Genomic DNA, 18,346 nt, shown 5'->3' on the forward strand with positions numbered 1-18,346 from the left:
CGTCAGGCCACCACGGCCAGCAGTGTGGTCGCCGCGTCCGTCAGTTCCGGGTCGCCGCTCACCGCGGCCCTCCGGCGGGCCTCCTCGACGGTGACGCCCCTGCTGGCCAGCCGCCAGAACGTGTCGTGGTCCATGGCCACCTCGGCGGCCGGGTTCCCGGCGCCCATGCGCCACCGGCCCGCCCGCCACACGGCCGACCACTCCCGGCCGCCGACCTTCAGCACGACGGACGTGCCCTCGGCGCGGACGACCTCCCGGAGGGCGAACGGCAGCGCCCGCGCGAACGTGTCGGCGACCGGTTCGGCGAGGTCCGCGCCGAGCGCCCCGGGGCGGGACACCGCGTCGCGGATCTGCTGCTGGTGCACCCAGAACTCGGTGTACTCCCGCGCCACGTCGAGCCACGCCGGGCTCGGCACGTCGGTCGCCGCCCACGAGACGTCCAGGTCGGCGGGGGCGTCGAGGTCCGTGGTCGTCCAGTACGCGTCCAGCTGGACCCCCAGATGCCGGATCTGGTCGACCAGGACCGCCGGGGAGAGGGACCGCGCCGCGCGCACGAACTCGTCGTTGACCCGCGCGAGGAACACCGGCAGCGTCTCGCCCTCAAGGAAACCGCCGCCCCGGTGCCCGTCCCGGCTGCCCGACAACCGCCGGGCGTAGTCGTGCAGGACGTGGGCGACGACGTCGTGCACGTCCCAGCCGGGGCAGACGGTCGGCCGGGTCCAGTCGCCTGGCGCGAGCCCGCCGAGCAGGTCCAGCAGGGCGCGCCGCTCGGCGGGAAAGAGGCGGCGCACGTCGATCGGGTCCCCGAAGATCGTCATTCGTCCAGCGTAGGACCGCCGGCGCGGACCGGCAGGACGAGGGCCGACGGACGGGCCGGGTCGTGGAACACCTCCTGGTCGGCGACGCGCAGCGTGGTGGCGGTGGCGCGCGGTTCGCCGGTGCCGGGGTTGCGGTTGTAGCGGGGGAAGGCCCCGCTGGAGACCTGGACGCGGATGCGGTGGCCCGGCCTGAACACGTGGGCGGTCGGCCAGAGGCGCACGTCGACGGCCGTGACCTCGTCGGCCCCGGCGACGCCGGTCAGGCCGTCGCACACGTTGGTCGACCGGCCGCCGGGGTCGACGTCGCACAACCGGACGAACACGTCGGCGTGCGGCAGGCTGGAGCGGAAGAAGACCTCGGCGCGCACCTCGCCGATCACCTCGACGGCCTCGGTCAGCGGGGGTGTGGTGTAGGTGAGGACGTCGGCGCGGCTTTCGAGGGCGGTGTTGTCGACCGGGCCCGCCGCCACGCCGAAGGCCATCCGGACGCCGCCCACGGCCGGGGTGGGGTCGGCGGGGTCGTAGCGGTAACGGTCGGGGCCGGCGTCGTCCGGCGGGTCGGTCGCCAGCAGCCCGCCGGGGTGGAGGTGGAAGCGCCGGTCCTCGTAGCCCGGCGGTGGCCACGTCGGGAAGTCGCGCCATTTCTCCTCGCCCATGACGTACAGGCGGACCGGCGCTCGCTCGACCGGGGTCTCGCCCCGGGCCAGCGGCAGGGCGAACTCCAGGGCCTCGGCGGCCTGGGCGTCCATGACGCCGGGGGAGACGTGGGTCCACGGGCCGACCGTGAGGCGCGCGTCCGGCGCGGCCCGGAAGTCGCGGAGCTGGCCGGGGAGGAAGATGTCGAACCAGCCGCCGACCAGGCTCACCGGCACCCGGACCCCGGCCACCCGGTGCCGGTGGTCGGCCGCCTGCCAGAACGGGCTCGTGGTGTCGTGCCGCAGGATGTCCTGGAGGTAGTCGCTGCCGCGCCCCAGCGCGGCGGTGTCGGCGCGGTTCAGGGGGAGGGTGCGCAGGGCCCGCTGGAGCCGCCGGCCGCCGAGCAGCATCCGCAGCAGGAAGAACGGCCGTTCCTGTACGCCGACCATGACGCCCCAGGAGAACGGCGTCTCCAGCGAGAACCCGTCGGCCCGCAGGAACTCCAGGGTGAGCGCCGACTCGCAGACCCCCGGCACGAGGGCCTTGACCTGCGGCGGCAGGGCGTCGGCCACGGCCCACTGGACGAATCCGAGGTAGCTCATCCCGTACAGGACCATCGCCTCGCCGAACCACGGCTGCGCGGCGACCCACTCGACCGTGTCGAGGCCGTCGTCGCGTTCGCGTCGCAGGGGGTCGAAGCCGCCGCCCGACCCGAACGTGCCGCGCGTGCTCTGCACCACCGCCTGGAATCCGCCCTCGACCAGCGGCCCGACGATCTGCCGGACGGCCCGCCGCCGCCCGTAGGGCGTGCGCACCAGCACGACCGGCAGGCCGTCGCCGTTCGCGGGCGCCCAGCGGTCGGCCAGCAGGACGGTCCCGTCGCGCATCGGCACACGCAGGTCACGCTCGACCCTCGGCTTCATCGTGCACCCCCTTCGGCGCACCAGCCTCGCAGCCGATCGAAGATCGCGTCCAGGGCCCCGTTGGCGAGACCGGTCTCCAGGGTGCCCTCGCAGAACCGCTCGCCCCGGACGTAGGCGGTGGCCAGCCGCGCGGCGTCGGCGACCGGCGCGGCGGCCAGCCCCCGGCCGTCCGGATGGAGCGGGCTGGCCCGGCTCCACGCGCCCCAGTCGAACGGCACGATCACGTCGAGTTCCGCCAGCAGCCGCACGACCCGCCAGAACCGCTCGCTGTAGACCGGGTAGGGGAGCTGGTTCTCCGGGGCCTCCCAGGTGACCACCCGGTCGGCCGGCGTGAGCTCGTCGACGGCGGCGAAGAGCCGCCGCCAGTGTTCCTCCGGATGCGCGGCCAGCCCCGCCGCGATGTTCTCGTCGCCGGTGACGACTGTCGTGAAGGCCGCGAACGCCTCCGGCGTGAACGTCACGAAGCAGACGTCGGCCACCTCGGTAGCCGTGGCCCGCAACGCCCGGACCGCGATCTCGGCGGCCTCGGCGAGCGGCCATCCGCGCACCCCGGTGGAGATCGCCGGGAACGCGACGCTCCGCGCCCCCAGGCCGTCGGCGACCCGCAGGCTTTCGCGGTAACAGGAGGCCAGCAGGCCGGACCGGTCGTCGTCGGCGGAGTACACCGGCCCCACGGTGTGGACCACCCACCGCGCCCTCAGCTCACCTCCGGTGGTGGCGACCGCCTGCCCGACCGGCAGCCCGTCCGGGTAGGCGGACGCGCGCAGCGCCCGGCACTCCTTGACGAGGGCCGGCCCGCCGCGCCGGTGCACGGCCCCGTCGACCCCGCCGCCGCCCAGCAGAGACGAGCCGGCCGCGTTGACGATCACGTCGGCGTGCCGGGTGGTGATGTCGCCCTGGACGACGAGCATCCGCATGGCCGAAGTCTCCCTCAGAGCGGCGGCAGTGCCGAGAAGACGTGGTCCCGCCAGAGCAGCCGCGCGGTCTCCTCGGGATAGGGCCCGACCGTGGACGGGTTGTCGAAGACCCGGGTGAGGGGTTCGCCGGTCGTGTACGCGGGCCAGCCGGGGTCGCCGTGCGCGGCGAAGCCCGTCCACGACCCCCGCATCTCGGCGGACAGCGCCACCGCCTCGGGCGACGGCTCGCCGATCAGCGTGGCGGTCTGGCCGCTGGTCAGGTTGCCGAAGACGAGCGGCACGTCGAGCCCGTGACAGGCCCCGAGGAGACCGCCCATGCCCGGGGCGGGCCAGGTCAGCTCGAACAGGTGCGCCCGCCCGCCACCCGCGACCTGCGCCTCGGCCAGGTGAACACTCGGCATCCGGAAGAGCCAGTCGGCGTTGACCAGCTCGTACACCTCCTCATCGGACGCCGCCGGGAACGCCTCCCGATAGGGGAGGCCGGGCGCGAGCACCCGCAGGGCCGTCTCGGCCTGCTCGCGGGTGACCTGCCCGAGCACGCCGTCGATCAGGCTGAACAGCCGGTGCTCGTCACGGGTGTGCCCGGCGACCAGCACGACGTCGCGCGCCCGGCCGTCGGCGAGCGCCTGCCACGGGGTGGCGGGCAGCACGTCGCCGTCGACGACCGGTGCGAACGGGATCGGCCGAAGGGTGATCGCCGCCCAGCGGTCCATCTGGGCGAAGACCGCGTCACCCGCGGCGGCCAGCAGCTCCGGCTCCACCTCGGCCATCTCCGAGACGGTCGGCCGGACCCCCGCCTCGGCGGCGAACGCGGCGGCGAGGTCGGCGGCCAGCTCGGGGGAGAAGAACGTCCCCGGCACGCTCTGCGCGACCGCCCGGTGGAGGAGCCCCGCGGCCGTGGGCATGGCGAGCAGCGCGGCGACGGACCCGCCGCCCGCCGACTGGCCGAAGACCGTGACCCGGTCCGGATCGCCGCCGAAGACGCGGATGTTGTCCCGCACCCACTCCAGGGCCGCGACCTGGTCGAGCAGCCCTCGGTTGGCCGGAGCCCCCTCGATGTGCGCGAACCCCTCGACGCCGAGGCGGTAGTTGATCGTGACGACGACCGTCCCGGCCGAGGCGAGGTGCCCGCCGTCGTATTCGGGCAGGCCGGAGTGGCCCATGGCGTAACCGCCGCCGGGGATCCAGACCATGACCGGGAGGGCGGCGTCCGGGTCGGGGGTCCAGACGTTGAGCGTCAACCAGCCGCCGTCCGACACGCCCCCGGACGACCCGAGCACACCCGACTGCGGGGGCGGCGGGCCGTGTTCGAGGGCGGGCCGGACACCGTCCCAGCTCCGCACGGGCCGCGGCGCCTGGAACCGCAGCGCGCCGACGGGCGGCTCGGCGAAGGGGACTCCGCGGAAGACGGTCAGGCCCGCTTCCCGGGCGCCGCGCAGGGCACCGGCGGCGGTGCGGACTACGGGTTCTGAGATGGACGGTGTACGGGGGGTGACCATGTCGAGGGTTCCTCTCCGGGATCTGCGCCCGGCCGAGACTTTCAGCGGAGGAGCAAGCCGGGCAATCTGTTTAGGGCCGCTTCGCAAGGGATCGCCGGCCGGGCGAAGATGGACACTCTGCCTGCCGGAGCCGGAGGAAACCGCGAATGAGGCGCATGTTCCGATTCGGCCGTTGGCCCCGAGTGCCCAACCGTTTTGGTGTCATCGAGAGAGGAGACATCAAGGAACTGTCCACTGAGGATCTCGATCGGTTGGTGGAGGCGGCGAGCCGCAACAAGTGGAGCGGCCGAGGCCGCCCTGACTGGTTGGCCGATCATCGGGCCGAGCTGACGGATATCTACCTCACGTTCCTGCTCGAAGAGACGAAAGGGGTGTTTCGCTGCTCGACCACCGTGGTTCTGCGGGACGGCACCGGCGGTCACTTCTCCCTGGACGTCACCAGGGCCGATTTCGACCGGCTCCCGGATGTGAAGAGAGCGGGGCTGGTCGATCTCGCGCACAGATTTCTCTCCATCTTTCCGAACATCCCCCTGGACGCTGCTCAGCGGGAAGCCTGGGATCGTGCCTATCCGAGGAACCCGGCGTGAGCGTTGTCTAGCACCGGTCCTGGCGTGCGGCCCGCCAGGCGGCGCAGAACTCGGGAAGCGAGCCGTGACGTTCTTCCGGGTTCGGGTGCGTCGCGCGGGTGGTGACCTGCTGCAGAGGGCCGTGGAGGTGGTCGCCGAGCAGGAGCTGGGCGGTCCGGCCCAGGGTGAAGACGCTGGTGCGCTGGTCGATCATGGCGCCCAGGGTGTACTCCTCCGGCGCCATGAACCGGGAGGAGCCGAACAAACGGCCCATGTCGTTGCGGTACGGGCCCGGACGGTAGTGGTCCAGGTCGATCAGGGACAGGTGGTGGGTGGTGAAGTCGTACAGGAGACAACCGTCGTAGAAGTCCCCGGCGACCTCGCCGGCCTGGCCGAGCAGGTCGTGAACGTCGACGATGGTGTCGAGGGCGGCGAGGACGCGGCCGGGCGGGAGGGCGAGGAAGCGCCGGTAGGGGGAGGCGGGGTCGTCGCGATGCGCGCGGGGGACGCCGATCAGGTCGCCGTCGGCCCAGTCGTAGACGAGCATCGGGCCGTGCGCCGACTCGATGACCGTGCGGAGAGCCGGTAGCGCGGGGTGCCGGTGGGCCCGGGCGAGCCGGACCGCGTTCCGCAGGAGGTCGACGCGCTGGGCGTGGTCGAGGAAGGCGGTGGCGTCGGGGTGACCCGCCGTTTTCACGAAACAGCGTTCGCCGTCGATGACGACGCCGTAGGAGACGTTGCCGGAGTCCTGCCGGTCGAACCGGGCGAAAACCGTGCCCAGCCGGGCGAGGCGGCGCTCGGGAGCCTCGTCGGAGCTTGACATGACCGGTTTCCCCTCGTCCAGATCACCGTCACACGCGGCCCCCGTCGCCGGGGCGCACCAGGCCGCTCTCGTAGGCCAGGATCACCAGTTGCACCCTGTCGCGCACACCGGTTTTCGCGAGCGCCCTGGTGATGTGGGTCTTGGCGGTCATGGGGCTGATGACGAGGCGGGCCGCGATCTCGTCGTTGGACAGGCCCGAGGCCACCAGCCGGACCACCTCCAGCTCCCGTTCCGTCAGGCCGGCCAGCCGTTTGCCCACCCCGGGGCGACGCGCGCCGAACCGCTCGATGACGCGGCGGGTCACCTCCGGTGAGAGCAGGGCGTTCCCCTCGGCCACGTGGGCGACGGCGCGGCGGAGTTCGGCCGGTTCGACGTCCTTGGTCAGGAATCCGCTCGCCCCGGCGTCCAGCGCGGCGAAGACGTGGTCGTCGGTGTCGAAGGTGGTCAGGATGACGACCCGGCAGGCGGCGGTGGCCGGGTCGGTGACGATGCGACGGGTGGCGGTGATGCCGTCGGTGCCGGGCATCCGGATGTCCATCAGGATGACGTCGGGGCGGGTGCTCCCGGCCAGCAGGATCGCCTCGTCGCCGGTGGCGGCCTCGCCGACGACGCTCACGTCGCGCGCGCGGGCCAGCAGGCTGCGGAAGCCTGCCCGGACGAGTGCCTGGTCGTCGGCGAGGAGCACCTTGGTCGTCACGCCGCCGAGCCTGCCACAGGGATCGTCGCCCGCACCGCGAAGCCGCCGTCGACCGGCCCGGCCGTCAGCTCGCCGCCCAGCGCGCCGACGCGTTCCCGCATGCCGGTCAGGCCGTGCCCGTCGCCCGTGACGGCTCCGGGCTCGCCGTCGTCGGCGACCTCCAGGGTGACCGTCTCCGGGCCGTAGCCGACGGTGAGCCGGACCTTGGTCGCGCCGCCGTGCCGCAGCGCGTTCGCCAGGGATTCCTGGACGATCCGGTGGACCGCGACGGCGGCGGTCGCGGGCACGGCCGAACGCTCGCCGTGCTCGGTGAAGGTCACGTCCATGCCCGTGGCGCGGGCGTCGGAGACGAGGGTGTCGAGGGCGTCCAGGCCGGGCTGGGGCGCGGTCGCCTCGGGGGCGACCCGCAACCGCTCCTCGGCCGCGCGCGCCCGCCCCTCGGTCTCGCGGGCCCCGGCCCGCCACCGCACCACCGCCGCGTACGTCACTCCGCCGCCGATCAGCACCGCCAGCAGCACCGACTCCCCGAGCACGTGGACGACGTACCGGCTCAGGTTCCGGTCGACGATCGGACCCGCGTGGACGGCGGAGTAGACGATCTGGGCGGCGCCCACGAGCGCCACCCACCGCACCATGCGCGGGGCCGTCGCGGCGGTGAAGTAGGCCGCCGCGACCGGCCAGATCCACCCGGCCGGGCTCCAGTGGAAGTGGTGGTAGACGACGACCCCGGCGACCGACAACAGCAGCACCGCCATGGGCCATCGGCGCCGGAGGAACAGCAGCACCCCGAGGAAGAGGGCCAGCGGGAGGGCGCCGTCCCAGGGGTTCCGCACCCCGGTGGCCAGGGCGACCGCGGTGAACACGACCACCGTGACCGCCGCCAGCGCGACGTCGGCGACGGGGCCCGAGAGACGTACCAGGACGTTCTCCCGCGAAGGGAGTGTGGCTGTCATGCGGAGACAGTAGGACCCCGGCCGCCGGGGGCGCGTCGTCCGGACGGGGTCTGTTCGCCGTGCGCCGTCCGGGGGCCGGCGTACACCGAACGGGGTAGGACGTCGCCGGAGACCTGCCGGACGAGGTGGCGCCCGGGACGTGCATCGGAGATCGTGATCGGCATGACCGGTTCCCCTCTCGGACGAGGAGCTCTCGGTGCACGCGGGTTGAGATGAGCTCGATGGCTTCCAGGAGGCCAAATTGTCGAGATCTTCTGTCACTCTGTGGCTATTCAATAATATGGATGCCGGGTCATGGGAGGGCCTAGCTGAAAGATTAAAAAGAAAAGGCTATGCAATTGTTGGGGGTAAAGGATTTTCTGTGTACCTCGAGACAACACCTCAAGTGCAAGCCCGATATCCCCGGCATGATGTTGAGTACAGATTTGGCGTAAACTTGGGAGAGTGGGATCCAGACCCCGAGGACGACTATTCGCAGGTTATCGCGCCCCAGCCGGTCGCTGAACTCATAGCCTGGTCTGAGCGCGATCTCGTAGGAGAAGATGTCGCCCTCGGCGAACTGGTGCTTGAAATGACCCGTCAGCTCAATGCGCTGATTGACTTTGATGGACTGCTGGGCCCGCGGCCATGGCTGTCCGGCGGGTCGATGGACTCCCATCGAAAGCATGTGCTGGAGGTTCGACCCTTCATCTCATCGGTCGGAGGCACCGTCTATGAGGTTGCATATGCCATGTACGGCGGTGAGTTTCGCTATGTTCATGTAGCTGATGGTGACTTCCTTGAGGCGTGGCTGGCCCATCCGGCATTCCATTTGCTGGAAGAGTGGCAGTGACGGCGCAAGAAGGCGCCGAACCTGTGCAAGTGATCCGGCGGCTGAGAGATGAGCCCGGAGATGCCTCTTTCATGAGATACTTCATCGACGTTTTCGATGTCCCGCTCACCTTTCGGATGACAAGGTGAATTCCCTGCTCACCTCGCTCCTTATCAAAGGTGACTTGTGACTTCCCGCTACGAAGATGCCCCTCCCCGTGCATGAAGGCGCTCGCACACGTGCGTGATCATCATGAAGGTCGGCCGGCAGAAGAGGTTCGAGAAGTGCTCATTCTGGCCTGCGAGGCCGAAGGCATCAAAATATGGCCAGAAGTCGCGGAGTGCGCAACCCGGCGAATCTCCGACGTGACGATCGCAACGTGAAATGTGCCCGGATCCGAGAATCCGGGCACATTTCAATGGGCTCGCGATGTCAGAACGAGCCTGAGGTCGTGCCTCCCGATCCGCTCGCCGGTGCCGTGAACACCGTGTTCCCGCCCGGCTCCCACGCGTCAGCCGTGTCCGGGAACCCCGCCTCCTGCCGCTTCACGCACTTCCATTCCACGGAAGCTCCAGGCGGCAGCTTCGAGACGGTCCCCGTCCACGTCGGGTACGAGGTCGGCGACAGTTTGACCGCACTCGCCACCGACCACCCCCCGAGCTGCGGCACGTTCCCCACCGCGTAGACCGACTGCCCCGCGACCGTCGTCCCGTTCGCGCAGCTGAACGTCATGGAGGCAGGCGCCTGTCCGATGGTGAAGGCGAACGTCTTCGCCGTCCCCACGGAAACCGACGCCGACTTCGCCACGATCACGCCGCCGCCCGCGTTGTACCACCCGCTGGAAGCGGCGTCGAAAGCCGCCTTGGACGCGTGCTGCGTCAAGGGAGACCCGTTCAACGTCACCGCGCTGGCCTGCGTGTCCGCCACCAGCTCGACCACGTTCGACCGCGACGCCGGCGCTCCCGTGTACGTCCCGGACGAGGCCGCGACGGTCACGGTCGCCACCGACCCCGACAACGACTGGCTCAACGCGGTCGTCCGCACCGATCCCGTCTTGTACGCGGTGGAGCTCCCGTCATCCTCGTAGAGGGTGAAGGAACTCGCGCTGGGAGCGGCGTAGACCCGGGCGATCAGCTCGTTCCGGGTAGAGGCGTCGGTACGCTTCCCGAGGACGTTCATCGTCTTGTCGTCCACGAACATCTTCGGAATGATCGCCCCGGCCCGCGCGAAGGTCGGCAACCGGAACTCGCCGTTCACCCACAGCGGCCGGTCGTTGAACCACTGCCCGGTCGACACGAGCTTCTCGTTGGTCGAGTAGTCGTACCAGGTCCCCGCCGGCAGGTACATGTTCCGCGACCGCTCATTTGCCCCGGCCACGACCCCCACCAGCAGGTCCTTCCCGATCAGCTTCTGGTGCCCCATCTCCCGGACGGCGGAGTCGTTCTGGTAGTGGTACACGAGCGGCGGCACAACAGGTTCGCCCGTCAGGTAGGCCCGGTGCGCCAGCGAGTAGTAGTACGGCGTCAGCTCGTACCGCCGCCGCAGGTTCCCCAGGTTGCTGGCCACGTGCCCGATCGAGTCGGGCGAGGTGGCGGCGCAGTTGCACAGGTTCTCGGTGTGCGGGCGCAGCGGCACGTCGAACCAGGCCCCGTTGGCGAACCACTGCGTGTAGAGCTCGTTCAGGTCGCTGTCGAGCATCTCGCGCCGGAATCCGCCGATGTCGGAGCCGTAGTAGTCGATGCCGGACATCGACATGTGCATCTGGGCGTTCTGCTGCTGGGCCAGCGCGGTCAGCTTCGAGCCGATGTCGGCCGACCACATCGCCACGCCGTGGCGCTGCATGCCGCCCGCGCCCGACCGTGCCAGCATGAACGGCCGCTTCGTGCCCGACGCGTAGTTCCGGGCGATGCTCTCGGCCCACTTCAGGTTGTAGACGTTGTGGTAGTCGGCGTGCGCGTGCTTGCCCGGCATGACTCCGGAGACCCAGTCGGCGGGGTCGTACATCTCCGGTTCGCCCAGGTCGAGCCAGTGGCCGAGGATGCCCTGGGTGCTCAACGACGCCCGCTTCAGGGTGTGCCAGTAGTCGCCGGCCGCGTTCTGCGTCCAGTCGATCATTCCGCCGCGGCCCCACCAGTCGTTGGTGGTCAGGTACGTCGGCGCGCACGACGAACAGCCCGCCCGCACCAGGTACCCGCGCGAGGCCATGTCGGCGTGTTCGGGGCGGTTCTTGCCGATGTACGACTCCTCGATCGTCATCAGCCCGACGCCCTGGTTCGTCGAATAGTCGGCGATCTTCGTGGCCGGAGACGGGAAGTCGGTCGTGTCCCACGTCAGCGAGCCCATCAGCGTGTTGTCCGACCCGGCCGTCACCCCGCCGAACCACGGCAGGTCGAGCACGAACCCGTCCACGGGGAACTTCGCCGTGCGCAGCCCGGCCAGCCGGTTGTCGATCTCGGTCCAGTTGTCGTAGCCGAACTCCGACACCCACAGGCCGAACGCCTTCTTCGGCGGCACCGGCGGCCTGCCGGTCAGCTCAAGGTAGTCCTTGCGCAGGTCGGGAAGGTCGGGGCCGGTCATCGTGTACCACCGGAGCTGGTCGCCCCACGTGTCGATGGTCCACGGGTCGCCGTTGAGGTTCCACTCCTGCTTGTAGACCTGGTCGAGGAACAGGCCGTAGTTCAGGTTGGACGCCCCCACCGCGAACAGCACCGGGATCTGGGTGTTGCCCACGGGGCCGTTGTCGGGGTCCCAGACCATGGCGTTGCCGTAGGCGCCGCCGGGCGAGCGGGTCCGGCCGAGCCAGTCGCCGTCGGCGCTGCCGCCCGTGAAGAACTGCTGGCCGAGGCCGTAGGCGTGCTGCACGGAGCTCTTCGTCACCGAGAGCCCCTTCCACGCCTGCGACAGGTTGCGCGGGCAGGCCTCGTAGAGCAGCCGGGTCGGGTCGGAGACCTTCACGCAGAGCGTCCCGGCGGTGACCTCGACCTTCATGGACGCCGTCGTGATGACGTTCCCGACCTGGCTGAAGCTGGAAGGCCCGGTGTAGTCGGTCTTCGCCACCTGCGGGGTGGTGAACAGAGGAGACCCGGTGCCGGGGCTGGTGCCCTGGGCCAGTTCGAAGTGCACCAGGTCGTCGTCGAGGAACTCGGCGATCAGGTACGTCGACCCGCTGGTGAACTGCACCCGCTGGACGGCCGCCTGGGCGGGCAGGGCGACCAGGAAACTGCTCGCCAGAACCACGAATACGGTGAGAATGCGTTTCATGGCCGCGCCACCACCAGGTTGTCCAGGTTGATGCCGTTGGACGCATACTCGATCTTCACCGAGCGGGCCCCGGCCGTCAGGTTGGTCGTGAGCGTCGCGGTGCCCCACGTGTCCCAGTTCGCCAGCGCCGGCAGGTTGAGCGTGCCGGCCGAGACCCCGTCCACGTAGACGGTGCGCGTCGAGGCGACCGTCGTCGAGTAGCGGAACTTGAGCTGGTGGCTGCCGGTCGTGTCGGCCCTGACCTGGAAGGTCACCGAGTCGCCCGAGGAGGCGAAGCCGTCGACGAAACCGGTGCCGGTGTAGCCGGTGTGGTTGGTGTTGGTCGAGACGCCGACGCCGGTGGCGAACTCGGCCTCGTAGGCGGCCTTGTCGACCCCGTTCAGGGTGACCGACCGCGCCGACGCGCTGGAGGCCAGCTTCACGTACGTGAGCTGCTGCACCGGGTCCCACCACCAGCCCTCGGAGGCCGACTGGAGCGCGGCCAGGGAGGCCCGCGCGGTCGCGCCGGTCACCGACGACGGCTGGGTCGAGGCCACCTGCAGCGTGCTGGTCGTCGTCAGCGCGGGCACCGACACCCCGACCGTGTGGGACGCCCAGTTCTCGGTCGCCGTGACGGTTCGCGAGAGGCCCGCCGAGTCCTCGAAGTAGGAGTACGACGAGTTGCCCGACGGATAGATCCGGAACACCAGGTTGGCGTACGAGGAGACGTTGTTCGAGATGTTCCCGCCGAGCTGGTAGGAGGAGTTGAGGTTCAGCGGGATGATCGCGCCGGCGCGGGCGTACACGGGGATCGTGTCGAGGCCGGCGTTGTAGGTCTTCGTGCCGGGGCCGGTGAACCGGCCGCCGTTCCACAGGTCGTACCACTCACCCGCGGGCAGGTAGACGTTCTTCGACGTCGCCCCCTGGGTCGTGATCGGCGCGACGAGGAGCTGCGGGCCGAACATGTACTGCTGGTCCAGCGCGGCGGCCGTGGAGTCGGACGGGAACGCGAAGCTCATCGCCCGCATCATCGGCACACCGGTCACCGACGACGACTTGGCCTCGGTGTAGAGGTAGGGGATCAGGTTCATCCGCACGTTGGCGAACTTGCGGAAGTAGGGGATCACGTTCGTGTTCCCGGTCCGGGCCTGCACGTTCCACGGGGTGCGCGCCTCGGAGACGCCCGGGTTGGCCTTCTCCGAGTGGTACTGCATGATCGGCGAGAACGCCGCCTGCGCCGCCGACCGCAGGTAGAGCTCCGCGCTCGGGAAGTCGCCGGTGAACCCGGCCATGTCCCACGCGGTGTAGGGCACGCCCGACTGCCCGGCCGACAACTGCGCCCGCACGGCCTCCTGGAACGCCGGGAACGAGGAGTTCTGGTCGCCGGCCCAGAAGATCGAGGTCGACTGCGCCCCGGCGGTGCCGGCCCGGCTGAAGATCGTGCCGTCCGGCTTCTTGCCCTTGACGTAGGTGTTGTACGCCGACAGGTAGGAGTTCGGGTAGGCGTTGTGCATCTCGTCGCCCTTGCGGCCGTCGGCGAACGACACGTTCCGGCCGAAGATCGCCTCGGAGCCGTCGGTCTTGAAGCCGTCGATACCGACGTCGTCCATCAGGTAGTCGCGTTTGCTCATCCACCAGTTCCGCGCGGCCGACGAGGTGAAGTCGGGCACCATGCTGTCGCCGAACCACTGGCCCGTCGGCACCCGGTAGACCCCGCCGGGCTGGGCGGCGACATAGCCCTGCGCCTGGGCGTACGCCTTGTCGTTGAGGTGCTGCTGCGGGGCGGTCGACGGGTTGACGTCGAAGTTCTCCTTGAACACCGGGATCTGCCAGAGGATGACCTTGATGCCCTTGGAGTGGGCGTCGTCGACCATCGCCTTCGGGTCGCTCCACGCCGTGCCGGGCGGGAACGTCAGGTCGCTCAGCGCGAGTTTCCCGCTGCCCGGTTTCGGCGTGTACGTCGCGCCGTGCCAGACGTAGAAGGTGGCCTCGTCGCTCCACTGCTCCAGCACGATCGCCGAGTGCGGGATGTCGTGCGTCGTCGGGTTGGCGAGCTCGGCCGTGACCTCCGACTGGGTGTTCCACTCGTTGGCCGACATCCAGAGGCCGAACGCCCACTTGGGTGGCAGTTGCGGCCGGCCGGTGACCGCGGTGTAGTCGTCGACGATCTCCGCGGGGGTGCCCGCGAAGAAGTGGTAGTCGAGCGTCGAGTTCAGCGCGCCGTTCGTGTCGACGGTGAATCCGGCCAGGTCGCTCAGGTGGGTGTTCAGGTTGAAGACCGAGTAGCGGGTCGAGGGCAGGTAGACGCCGTATCCGGCGGAGTTCAGGAAGAACGGCGTCGACAGGTAGGTGCGCCGCCACGACCCCTGGTCGCGGTACTGGTTGTAGACGAAGTTGTGCACGTCGGTGCCGCGCTGGTCGAGGCGGTCGTAGCGTTCGCCGAAGCCCTCGAAGCGCTCACCGGACGGCGACAGGAAGTGGTCCTCGATCTTCGTGATCGTCGAGACGCCGTCGCTGGCCCAGCCGATGTTGCGGAACACCGCCGGGTCGTACTGCCGCGTGATCAGGGTCGTGCCGTCGCCCTTGTAGACCGACAGGCGGTAGGGCGTCTTCTGGATCTTCAGCACCAGGGAGGGCGTCGAGATCTGCAGGGTGGAGGCCGAGTTCGTGACCGTGTACCCGGAGACGCCGGTGATGTTCAGGCCGCTGCCCGAGGGGGCGATCTGGGTGCGGAACCGGTCCAGCGCCGGGAAGGCGAAGCGGATCTTCGGCGTGAACGACCCCGCCGAGTCGCCGGTCGTCACGTCGACGCTGGTGCCGTTGTTCACGTACGACGTCACGTTGGTGACCGTCGACCACGACGTCACCTTGAACGTGAACGGCCCCACGCTGCGCTGCCCGCCGCCGTTGACGTCGGCGTTGACGGTGTAGGAGATCGAGTCGCCCCGCACGAACGAGCCCATGGAGATGCGCCAGTAGGTGTTGTTGCCCTGGTTGTAGTCCCAGGCGGCGCCGATCGGGGTCTGCGCGACGCCGTTCTTCGTCCAGGTGATCCAGACGGTCTGACCCGGCTCGATCGGCCAGGTCGTGGCCTTGAGGGTGACGGCCTCCCCGGCCATCGGGTCGCGGGGAGAACGTTCGGTCGGCTCGGTGGAGTAGAGGTCGTCGATGCCGGTCGGGTTGTGGTGCACGCCGCTGAGGGCGGCCGCGGGGAGGGCATGCAACATCGTGGCCAGCAGGGCGAGCACCACGACGGTGACGCCCGAGCGTAACCGGGTCATGCGAACATTCCTTTCAGACGCGGCCAGTGCCCGGAGGCGCAGAGCACTGGAGGACGCTCGATGGGCGCGGGAAGGACGACCTCCCGCCCACCGGTGAGCACCGCGCCGGTCCACACGTCCACCCACTCGCCCGAGGGCAGGTAGGCGGCGATCTCGGTGGCGCCGGGCGTGGTGACGGGGACGACGAGCAGCGCGTCGCCCAGCTTGAACTGCAGGGGGTACGACCACAACTCGTGTTCCATGTGGTCGAAGAACAGACCCCGCATGAGCGGCTTGCCGCCGCGTACCGCCACGGCCGCCTGCTCGGTCAGGTAGGGCACCAGACGCTCCCTGAGCTTGGCGAACGTCCGGAAGACCGGGATGACCCTGTCGTCGCCGGTCTGTTCGGCGATGTTCCATGGCGTGCGGTCGCGGATGGGGGTGCGGTGGTGGTTGAACTCGGAGTGGTACTGCATGATCGGCATGAACGCCGAGGTCCCGGCCGCGCGCAGGTAGAGCTCGGCGGTGGGCAGGTCGCCGGAGAACCCGGCCAGGTCCCAGCCCCAGTAGACGATCCCGCAGGCCGAGGCGGTGATCCCGGCGCGGATCGAGGCCTCGAAGGCGGTCCAGGTCGAGTCCTCGTCGCCGGCCCAGAACGCGCCGTGCGGCTGCGAGCCGGTGAACCCGGCCCGGCTGAAGGTGACCGGGGCCTTGCCGTGCCGCTTCAGCAGGTCGCCGAAGGCCCGCGCGTAGTGGACGGGGAACAGGCCGTTCCCGTCGTCGCCCCGGCGGCCGTCGGCGTAACGCAGGTCGTGGCCCCACGCGTGCTCGCCGCCGTCGGTCTTGAAGCCGTCGACGCCCATCTCGGCGACCAGGTAGGCGCGCTTGGCCGTCCACCAGTCCCGGACCTCCTGGGAGGACAGGTCGGGCATCAGCGCCAGCGGGAACCACCAGCCCCGGTTCCGGTAGGGCCGCCCGTCGGCCTCGCGGACGCCGTAGCCCCGCTCGACGAGCTGCCGCGCGTCGACCGCCGCCTGGTGGCGGGGGTGCGGGCGCGTCTTCTGCAGCGGGATCTGCCAGAGCAGCACCTTGACGTCCCGGTCGTGCAGCTCGTCGATCATGCCCTTCGGGTCGGGCCACGGGCCGTCGGCGGGGAAGGTGTAGTCCTTCAGGGAGTGCGGTTCCTCCGACGGCTCGTAGACCGCGCCGCGGAAGGCCGTGAAGGTCGTCTCGTCCGACCACGCCTCGATGACCAGCGCGCCGACCGGGATGTCGTGCTCGCGGTGCCGGTCCATCTCGTGCAGCACCCGGGCCTGGGTGTTCCACTCGTTGCCGCTGGCCCAGAGCCGGAACACCCACGAGGGCAGCTCGGTCGGGTGGCCGACCTCGTCGAGGAAGGCCGCCAGCACGGCGGCGGGCGGGCCGTCGTAGAAGACGATCTCCAGGTCGTCGCCGGAGACCTCCGCCTCGATCGTCAGCACGTCGCCCTCGGTGGAGTACCAGGTGCGCCGTGAGGTCCGCACGTGGAAACCCCACGGCTCGTCGCCGACGACGAAGGCGAAGGGCATCGGCAGGTACGTCCGGTTCGCCGCTCCCTGCCCCTTGTACTGCTCGAACACGACCGCGTCGAGGTCGTTGCCCCGCTGGTCGACGGCGTTGAACCGCTCCCCGAACCCGACCAGGTGGTCGCCGGGCGCCAGCCGCACCGCGAACCGCACCCGGCGCGGCCCGTCGGCGTCGGCCAGTTGCTCGGCCGACCCGGGCACCACCCGGTCGGTCCCGCTGACGCCGATCTTCCCGGGCGTCCACCGCGCCGCCGACACCTCGAACCACCGGGTGGTACGACCCGGCTCCCGGAACCGGTAGCGATAGCGGTTCCCGAACACCAGCGGGGGAGTCGTCACCGTCCACGACCCACTGGCGGCCCGCGCCGCCTTGGCCTGGGCGGCGGCCAGGTGCCCGCCGTCGGTGACGACCGGCCCCTCACCCGCGAACGCGGGCGACATGGGCAGGTCGGCGCCGTCCCACTCGCAGACCACCTCGGCGGCCGACGAGCGGACCCGCAGTTCGACCGGCTCCCCGTCGAGCGGCAGCACGGGAACCCGCTGGTCCTCGGACTCGGCGTAGGGGTGGCCGGAGCCGTAGGGGCGATGACGGATCACAGTTCCGCTCCCAGCATCAGATACATCCCGTGCGACCACAGCAGGGGGGTGGCGACCGTCCCCCAGCGCCGCAGCCACTCGTCGTGGCGGTCGGGGAAGAGCAGCACGTCGGAGACCTGCTCGGGCAGGTCGCCGTTGGGCAGGGCCTGGGCGGCCATCCAGTCGAGGTAGCGCCGGGCCTCGTCCGGACGCCCGGCCGCGGCGTGGTTCAGGCCGAGGAACCCGGCCAGCAGCACCCACCGGCCGCCGCCGTAGAAGGTGTCGGCGCGGTAGCGGTACACCCCGCCGTCGCGGGCGAGCTGCCGTTCGACCTCGGCCACGGTCGCGACGGCCACCGGGTGGTCGGGGGCGTACACGCCGAAGGGGGCGACGCACGCCAGCAGGCTGGCGTCGACCTCGTCGGACCCCAGCCACTTGCGCAGGTGGCCCTGCTCCGCGACGCCCTCGGCGGCGATCAGCGCCTCGATGCCGCCGATCGCCTCCTTGATCTCCGGGCCGGCCGCCCCGAGCGAGATCGCAGCCCGCAGACCGGCGTGGATCGCGCCGAGCGTGGCCACGTGGCGCTGATCGACGTGCTCCTCCCACCAGTCGTAGCAGGGGCTGTCCCAGAACGCCGCCAGGTAGCGGGCGGCCACCTGGACCGCGTCGAGGTGGACGGGGGTGTCATACCGCCGGACGTGCTCGGCGAGCTGCCACAACCAGGTGCCGTAGCCGTCGAGCTGGTGGTCCCACCACTCGTCGGTGCCGTCGGCGCCGTCGAGGGTGAACCGGGTCGGCAGCATCTCCCCGGGCGAGAGCGTCTCGTCGTGGCGTCGTGCGATCAGGTCGTCGACCTGCGCGGCGCGCGCGGTGACGACCCGCGCGCACCACTCGTGGAAGGCGGTGACCGAGGACTCCTCGCCCGCACGGGACATGCCCTCCGCGATGAACGCGCCGTCGCGGAGCCACGCGTAACCCGCGTAGGCCGAAAAGGTCGGGCACGCCGGATAGGCCCCCGAGGGCGACTGATTCCCGCGGATCACCTGGATGCTGCGAGACATC

Annotated in this window: 13 protein-coding genes; 2 read left to right on the plus strand and 11 right to left on the minus strand. The window is 70.5% G+C overall.

What is annotated here, in order from left to right; genetic code table 11:
- Nucleotides 1-2 precede the first annotated feature (2 nt).
- Genes QSK34_RS06260 through QSK34_RS06280 form a run of 4 tightly spaced genes read right to left on the minus strand, consistent with a single transcriptional unit; the run spans nt 3 to nt 4,793 of the window.
- Nucleotides 3-818 (minus strand): maleylpyruvate isomerase family mycothiol-dependent enzyme, encoded by an 816-nt coding sequence (locus QSK34_RS06260; protein ID WP_285580906.1) that lies wholly within the window; start codon nt 816-818, stop codon nt 3-5.
- Nucleotides 815-2,377: a CocE/NonD family hydrolase gene (locus QSK34_RS06265; RefSeq protein WP_285580908.1), complete on the minus strand. Its 1,563-nt coding sequence runs from the start codon at nt 2,375-2,377 to the stop codon at nt 815-817. Before QSK34_RS06265 ends, QSK34_RS06260 begins: the two co-directional genes overlap by 4 nt.
- Nucleotides 2,374-3,294 carry an O-acetyl-ADP-ribose deacetylase gene (locus QSK34_RS37730; RefSeq protein WP_353051366.1) on the minus strand — a complete coding sequence of 307 codons (921 nt, stop codon included), beginning with the start codon at nt 3,292-3,294 and terminating at the stop codon, nt 2,374-2,376. Before QSK34_RS37730 ends, QSK34_RS06265 begins: the two co-directional genes overlap by 4 nt.
- A gap of 14 nt (nt 3,295-3,308) precedes the next feature.
- On the minus strand, nt 3,309-4,793 hold the full coding sequence (locus QSK34_RS06280; RefSeq protein ID WP_285580910.1) for a carboxylesterase/lipase family protein: 1,485 nt from the start codon (nt 4,791-4,793) through the stop codon (nt 3,309-3,311).
- 146 nt (nt 4,794-4,939) lie between these two features.
- Between QSK34_RS06280 and QSK34_RS06285 the strand changes: the two genes are divergently transcribed.
- Complete coding sequence (locus tag QSK34_RS06285; protein WP_285580912.1) at nt 4,940-5,380, plus strand: hypothetical protein; 441 nt, start codon at nt 4,940-4,942, stop codon at nt 5,378-5,380.
- A 7-nt stretch (nt 5,381-5,387) separates the two neighbouring features.
- Here the strand turns inward: QSK34_RS06285 and QSK34_RS06290 are convergent, their stop codons facing one another.
- Genes QSK34_RS06290 through QSK34_RS06300 form a run of 3 tightly spaced genes read right to left on the minus strand, consistent with a single transcriptional unit; the run spans nt 5,388 to nt 7,832 of the window.
- A complete protein-coding gene (locus tag QSK34_RS06290) occupies nt 5,388-6,182 on the minus strand; it encodes a serine/threonine-protein kinase (protein WP_285580914.1) in 795 nt (264 codons plus the stop codon).
- Nucleotides 6,183-6,210: 28 nt separating this feature from the next.
- Nucleotides 6,211-6,879, minus strand: coding sequence for a response regulator (locus QSK34_RS06295; RefSeq protein WP_285580916.1), 669 nt, complete (start codon nt 6,877-6,879; stop codon nt 6,211-6,213).
- Nucleotides 6,876-7,832 carry a sensor histidine kinase gene (locus QSK34_RS06300; RefSeq protein ID WP_285580918.1) on the minus strand — a complete coding sequence of 319 codons (957 nt, stop codon included), beginning with the start codon at nt 7,830-7,832 and terminating at the stop codon, nt 6,876-6,878. The genes QSK34_RS06295 and QSK34_RS06300 overlap by 4 nt, the downstream gene beginning before the upstream one ends.
- A gap of 241 nt (nt 7,833-8,073) precedes the next feature.
- Between QSK34_RS06300 and QSK34_RS06305 the strand changes: the two genes are divergently transcribed.
- Entirely contained in the window at nt 8,074-8,664 is a 591-nt protein-coding gene (locus tag QSK34_RS06305; protein WP_285580920.1) for a DUF6368 family protein, read from the plus strand.
- A 411-nt stretch (nt 8,665-9,075) separates the two neighbouring features.
- Here QSK34_RS06305 and QSK34_RS06310 read toward each other — a convergent pair whose 3' ends face one another.
- From QSK34_RS06310 to QSK34_RS06325, 4 genes are read right to left on the minus strand one after another with little or no spacing between them, the layout of a single operon-like run.
- Nucleotides 9,076-11,904 (minus strand): TIM-barrel domain-containing protein, encoded by a 2,829-nt coding sequence (locus QSK34_RS06310; RefSeq protein ID WP_285580922.1) that lies wholly within the window; start codon nt 11,902-11,904, stop codon nt 9,076-9,078.
- On the minus strand, nt 11,901-15,164 hold the full coding sequence (locus QSK34_RS06315) for a TIM-barrel domain-containing protein (protein ID WP_285580925.1): 3,264 nt from the start codon (nt 15,162-15,164) through the stop codon (nt 11,901-11,903). Before QSK34_RS06315 ends, QSK34_RS06310 begins: the two co-directional genes overlap by 4 nt.
- Nucleotides 15,161-17,305, minus strand: a complete 2,145-nt coding sequence (locus tag QSK34_RS06320; RefSeq protein WP_285580927.1) for a glycoside hydrolase family 31 protein — start codon at nt 17,303-17,305, stop codon at nt 15,161-15,163. The genes QSK34_RS06315 and QSK34_RS06320 overlap by 4 nt, the downstream gene beginning before the upstream one ends.
- Nucleotides 17,302-18,345 carry a glycoside hydrolase family 15 protein gene (locus tag QSK34_RS06325; RefSeq protein WP_285580929.1) on the minus strand — a complete coding sequence of 348 codons (1,044 nt, stop codon included), beginning with the start codon at nt 18,343-18,345 and terminating at the stop codon, nt 17,302-17,304. The genes QSK34_RS06320 and QSK34_RS06325 overlap by 4 nt, the downstream gene beginning before the upstream one ends.
- Between the last annotated feature and the right edge of the window lies 1 nt (nt 18,346).

Origin of the sequence: Herbidospora sp. NBRC 101105 (assembly GCF_030269205.1) — a bacterium.
GTDB classification, from domain to species: Bacteria; Actinomycetota; Actinomycetes; order Streptosporangiales; family Streptosporangiaceae; genus Herbidospora; species Herbidospora solisilvae.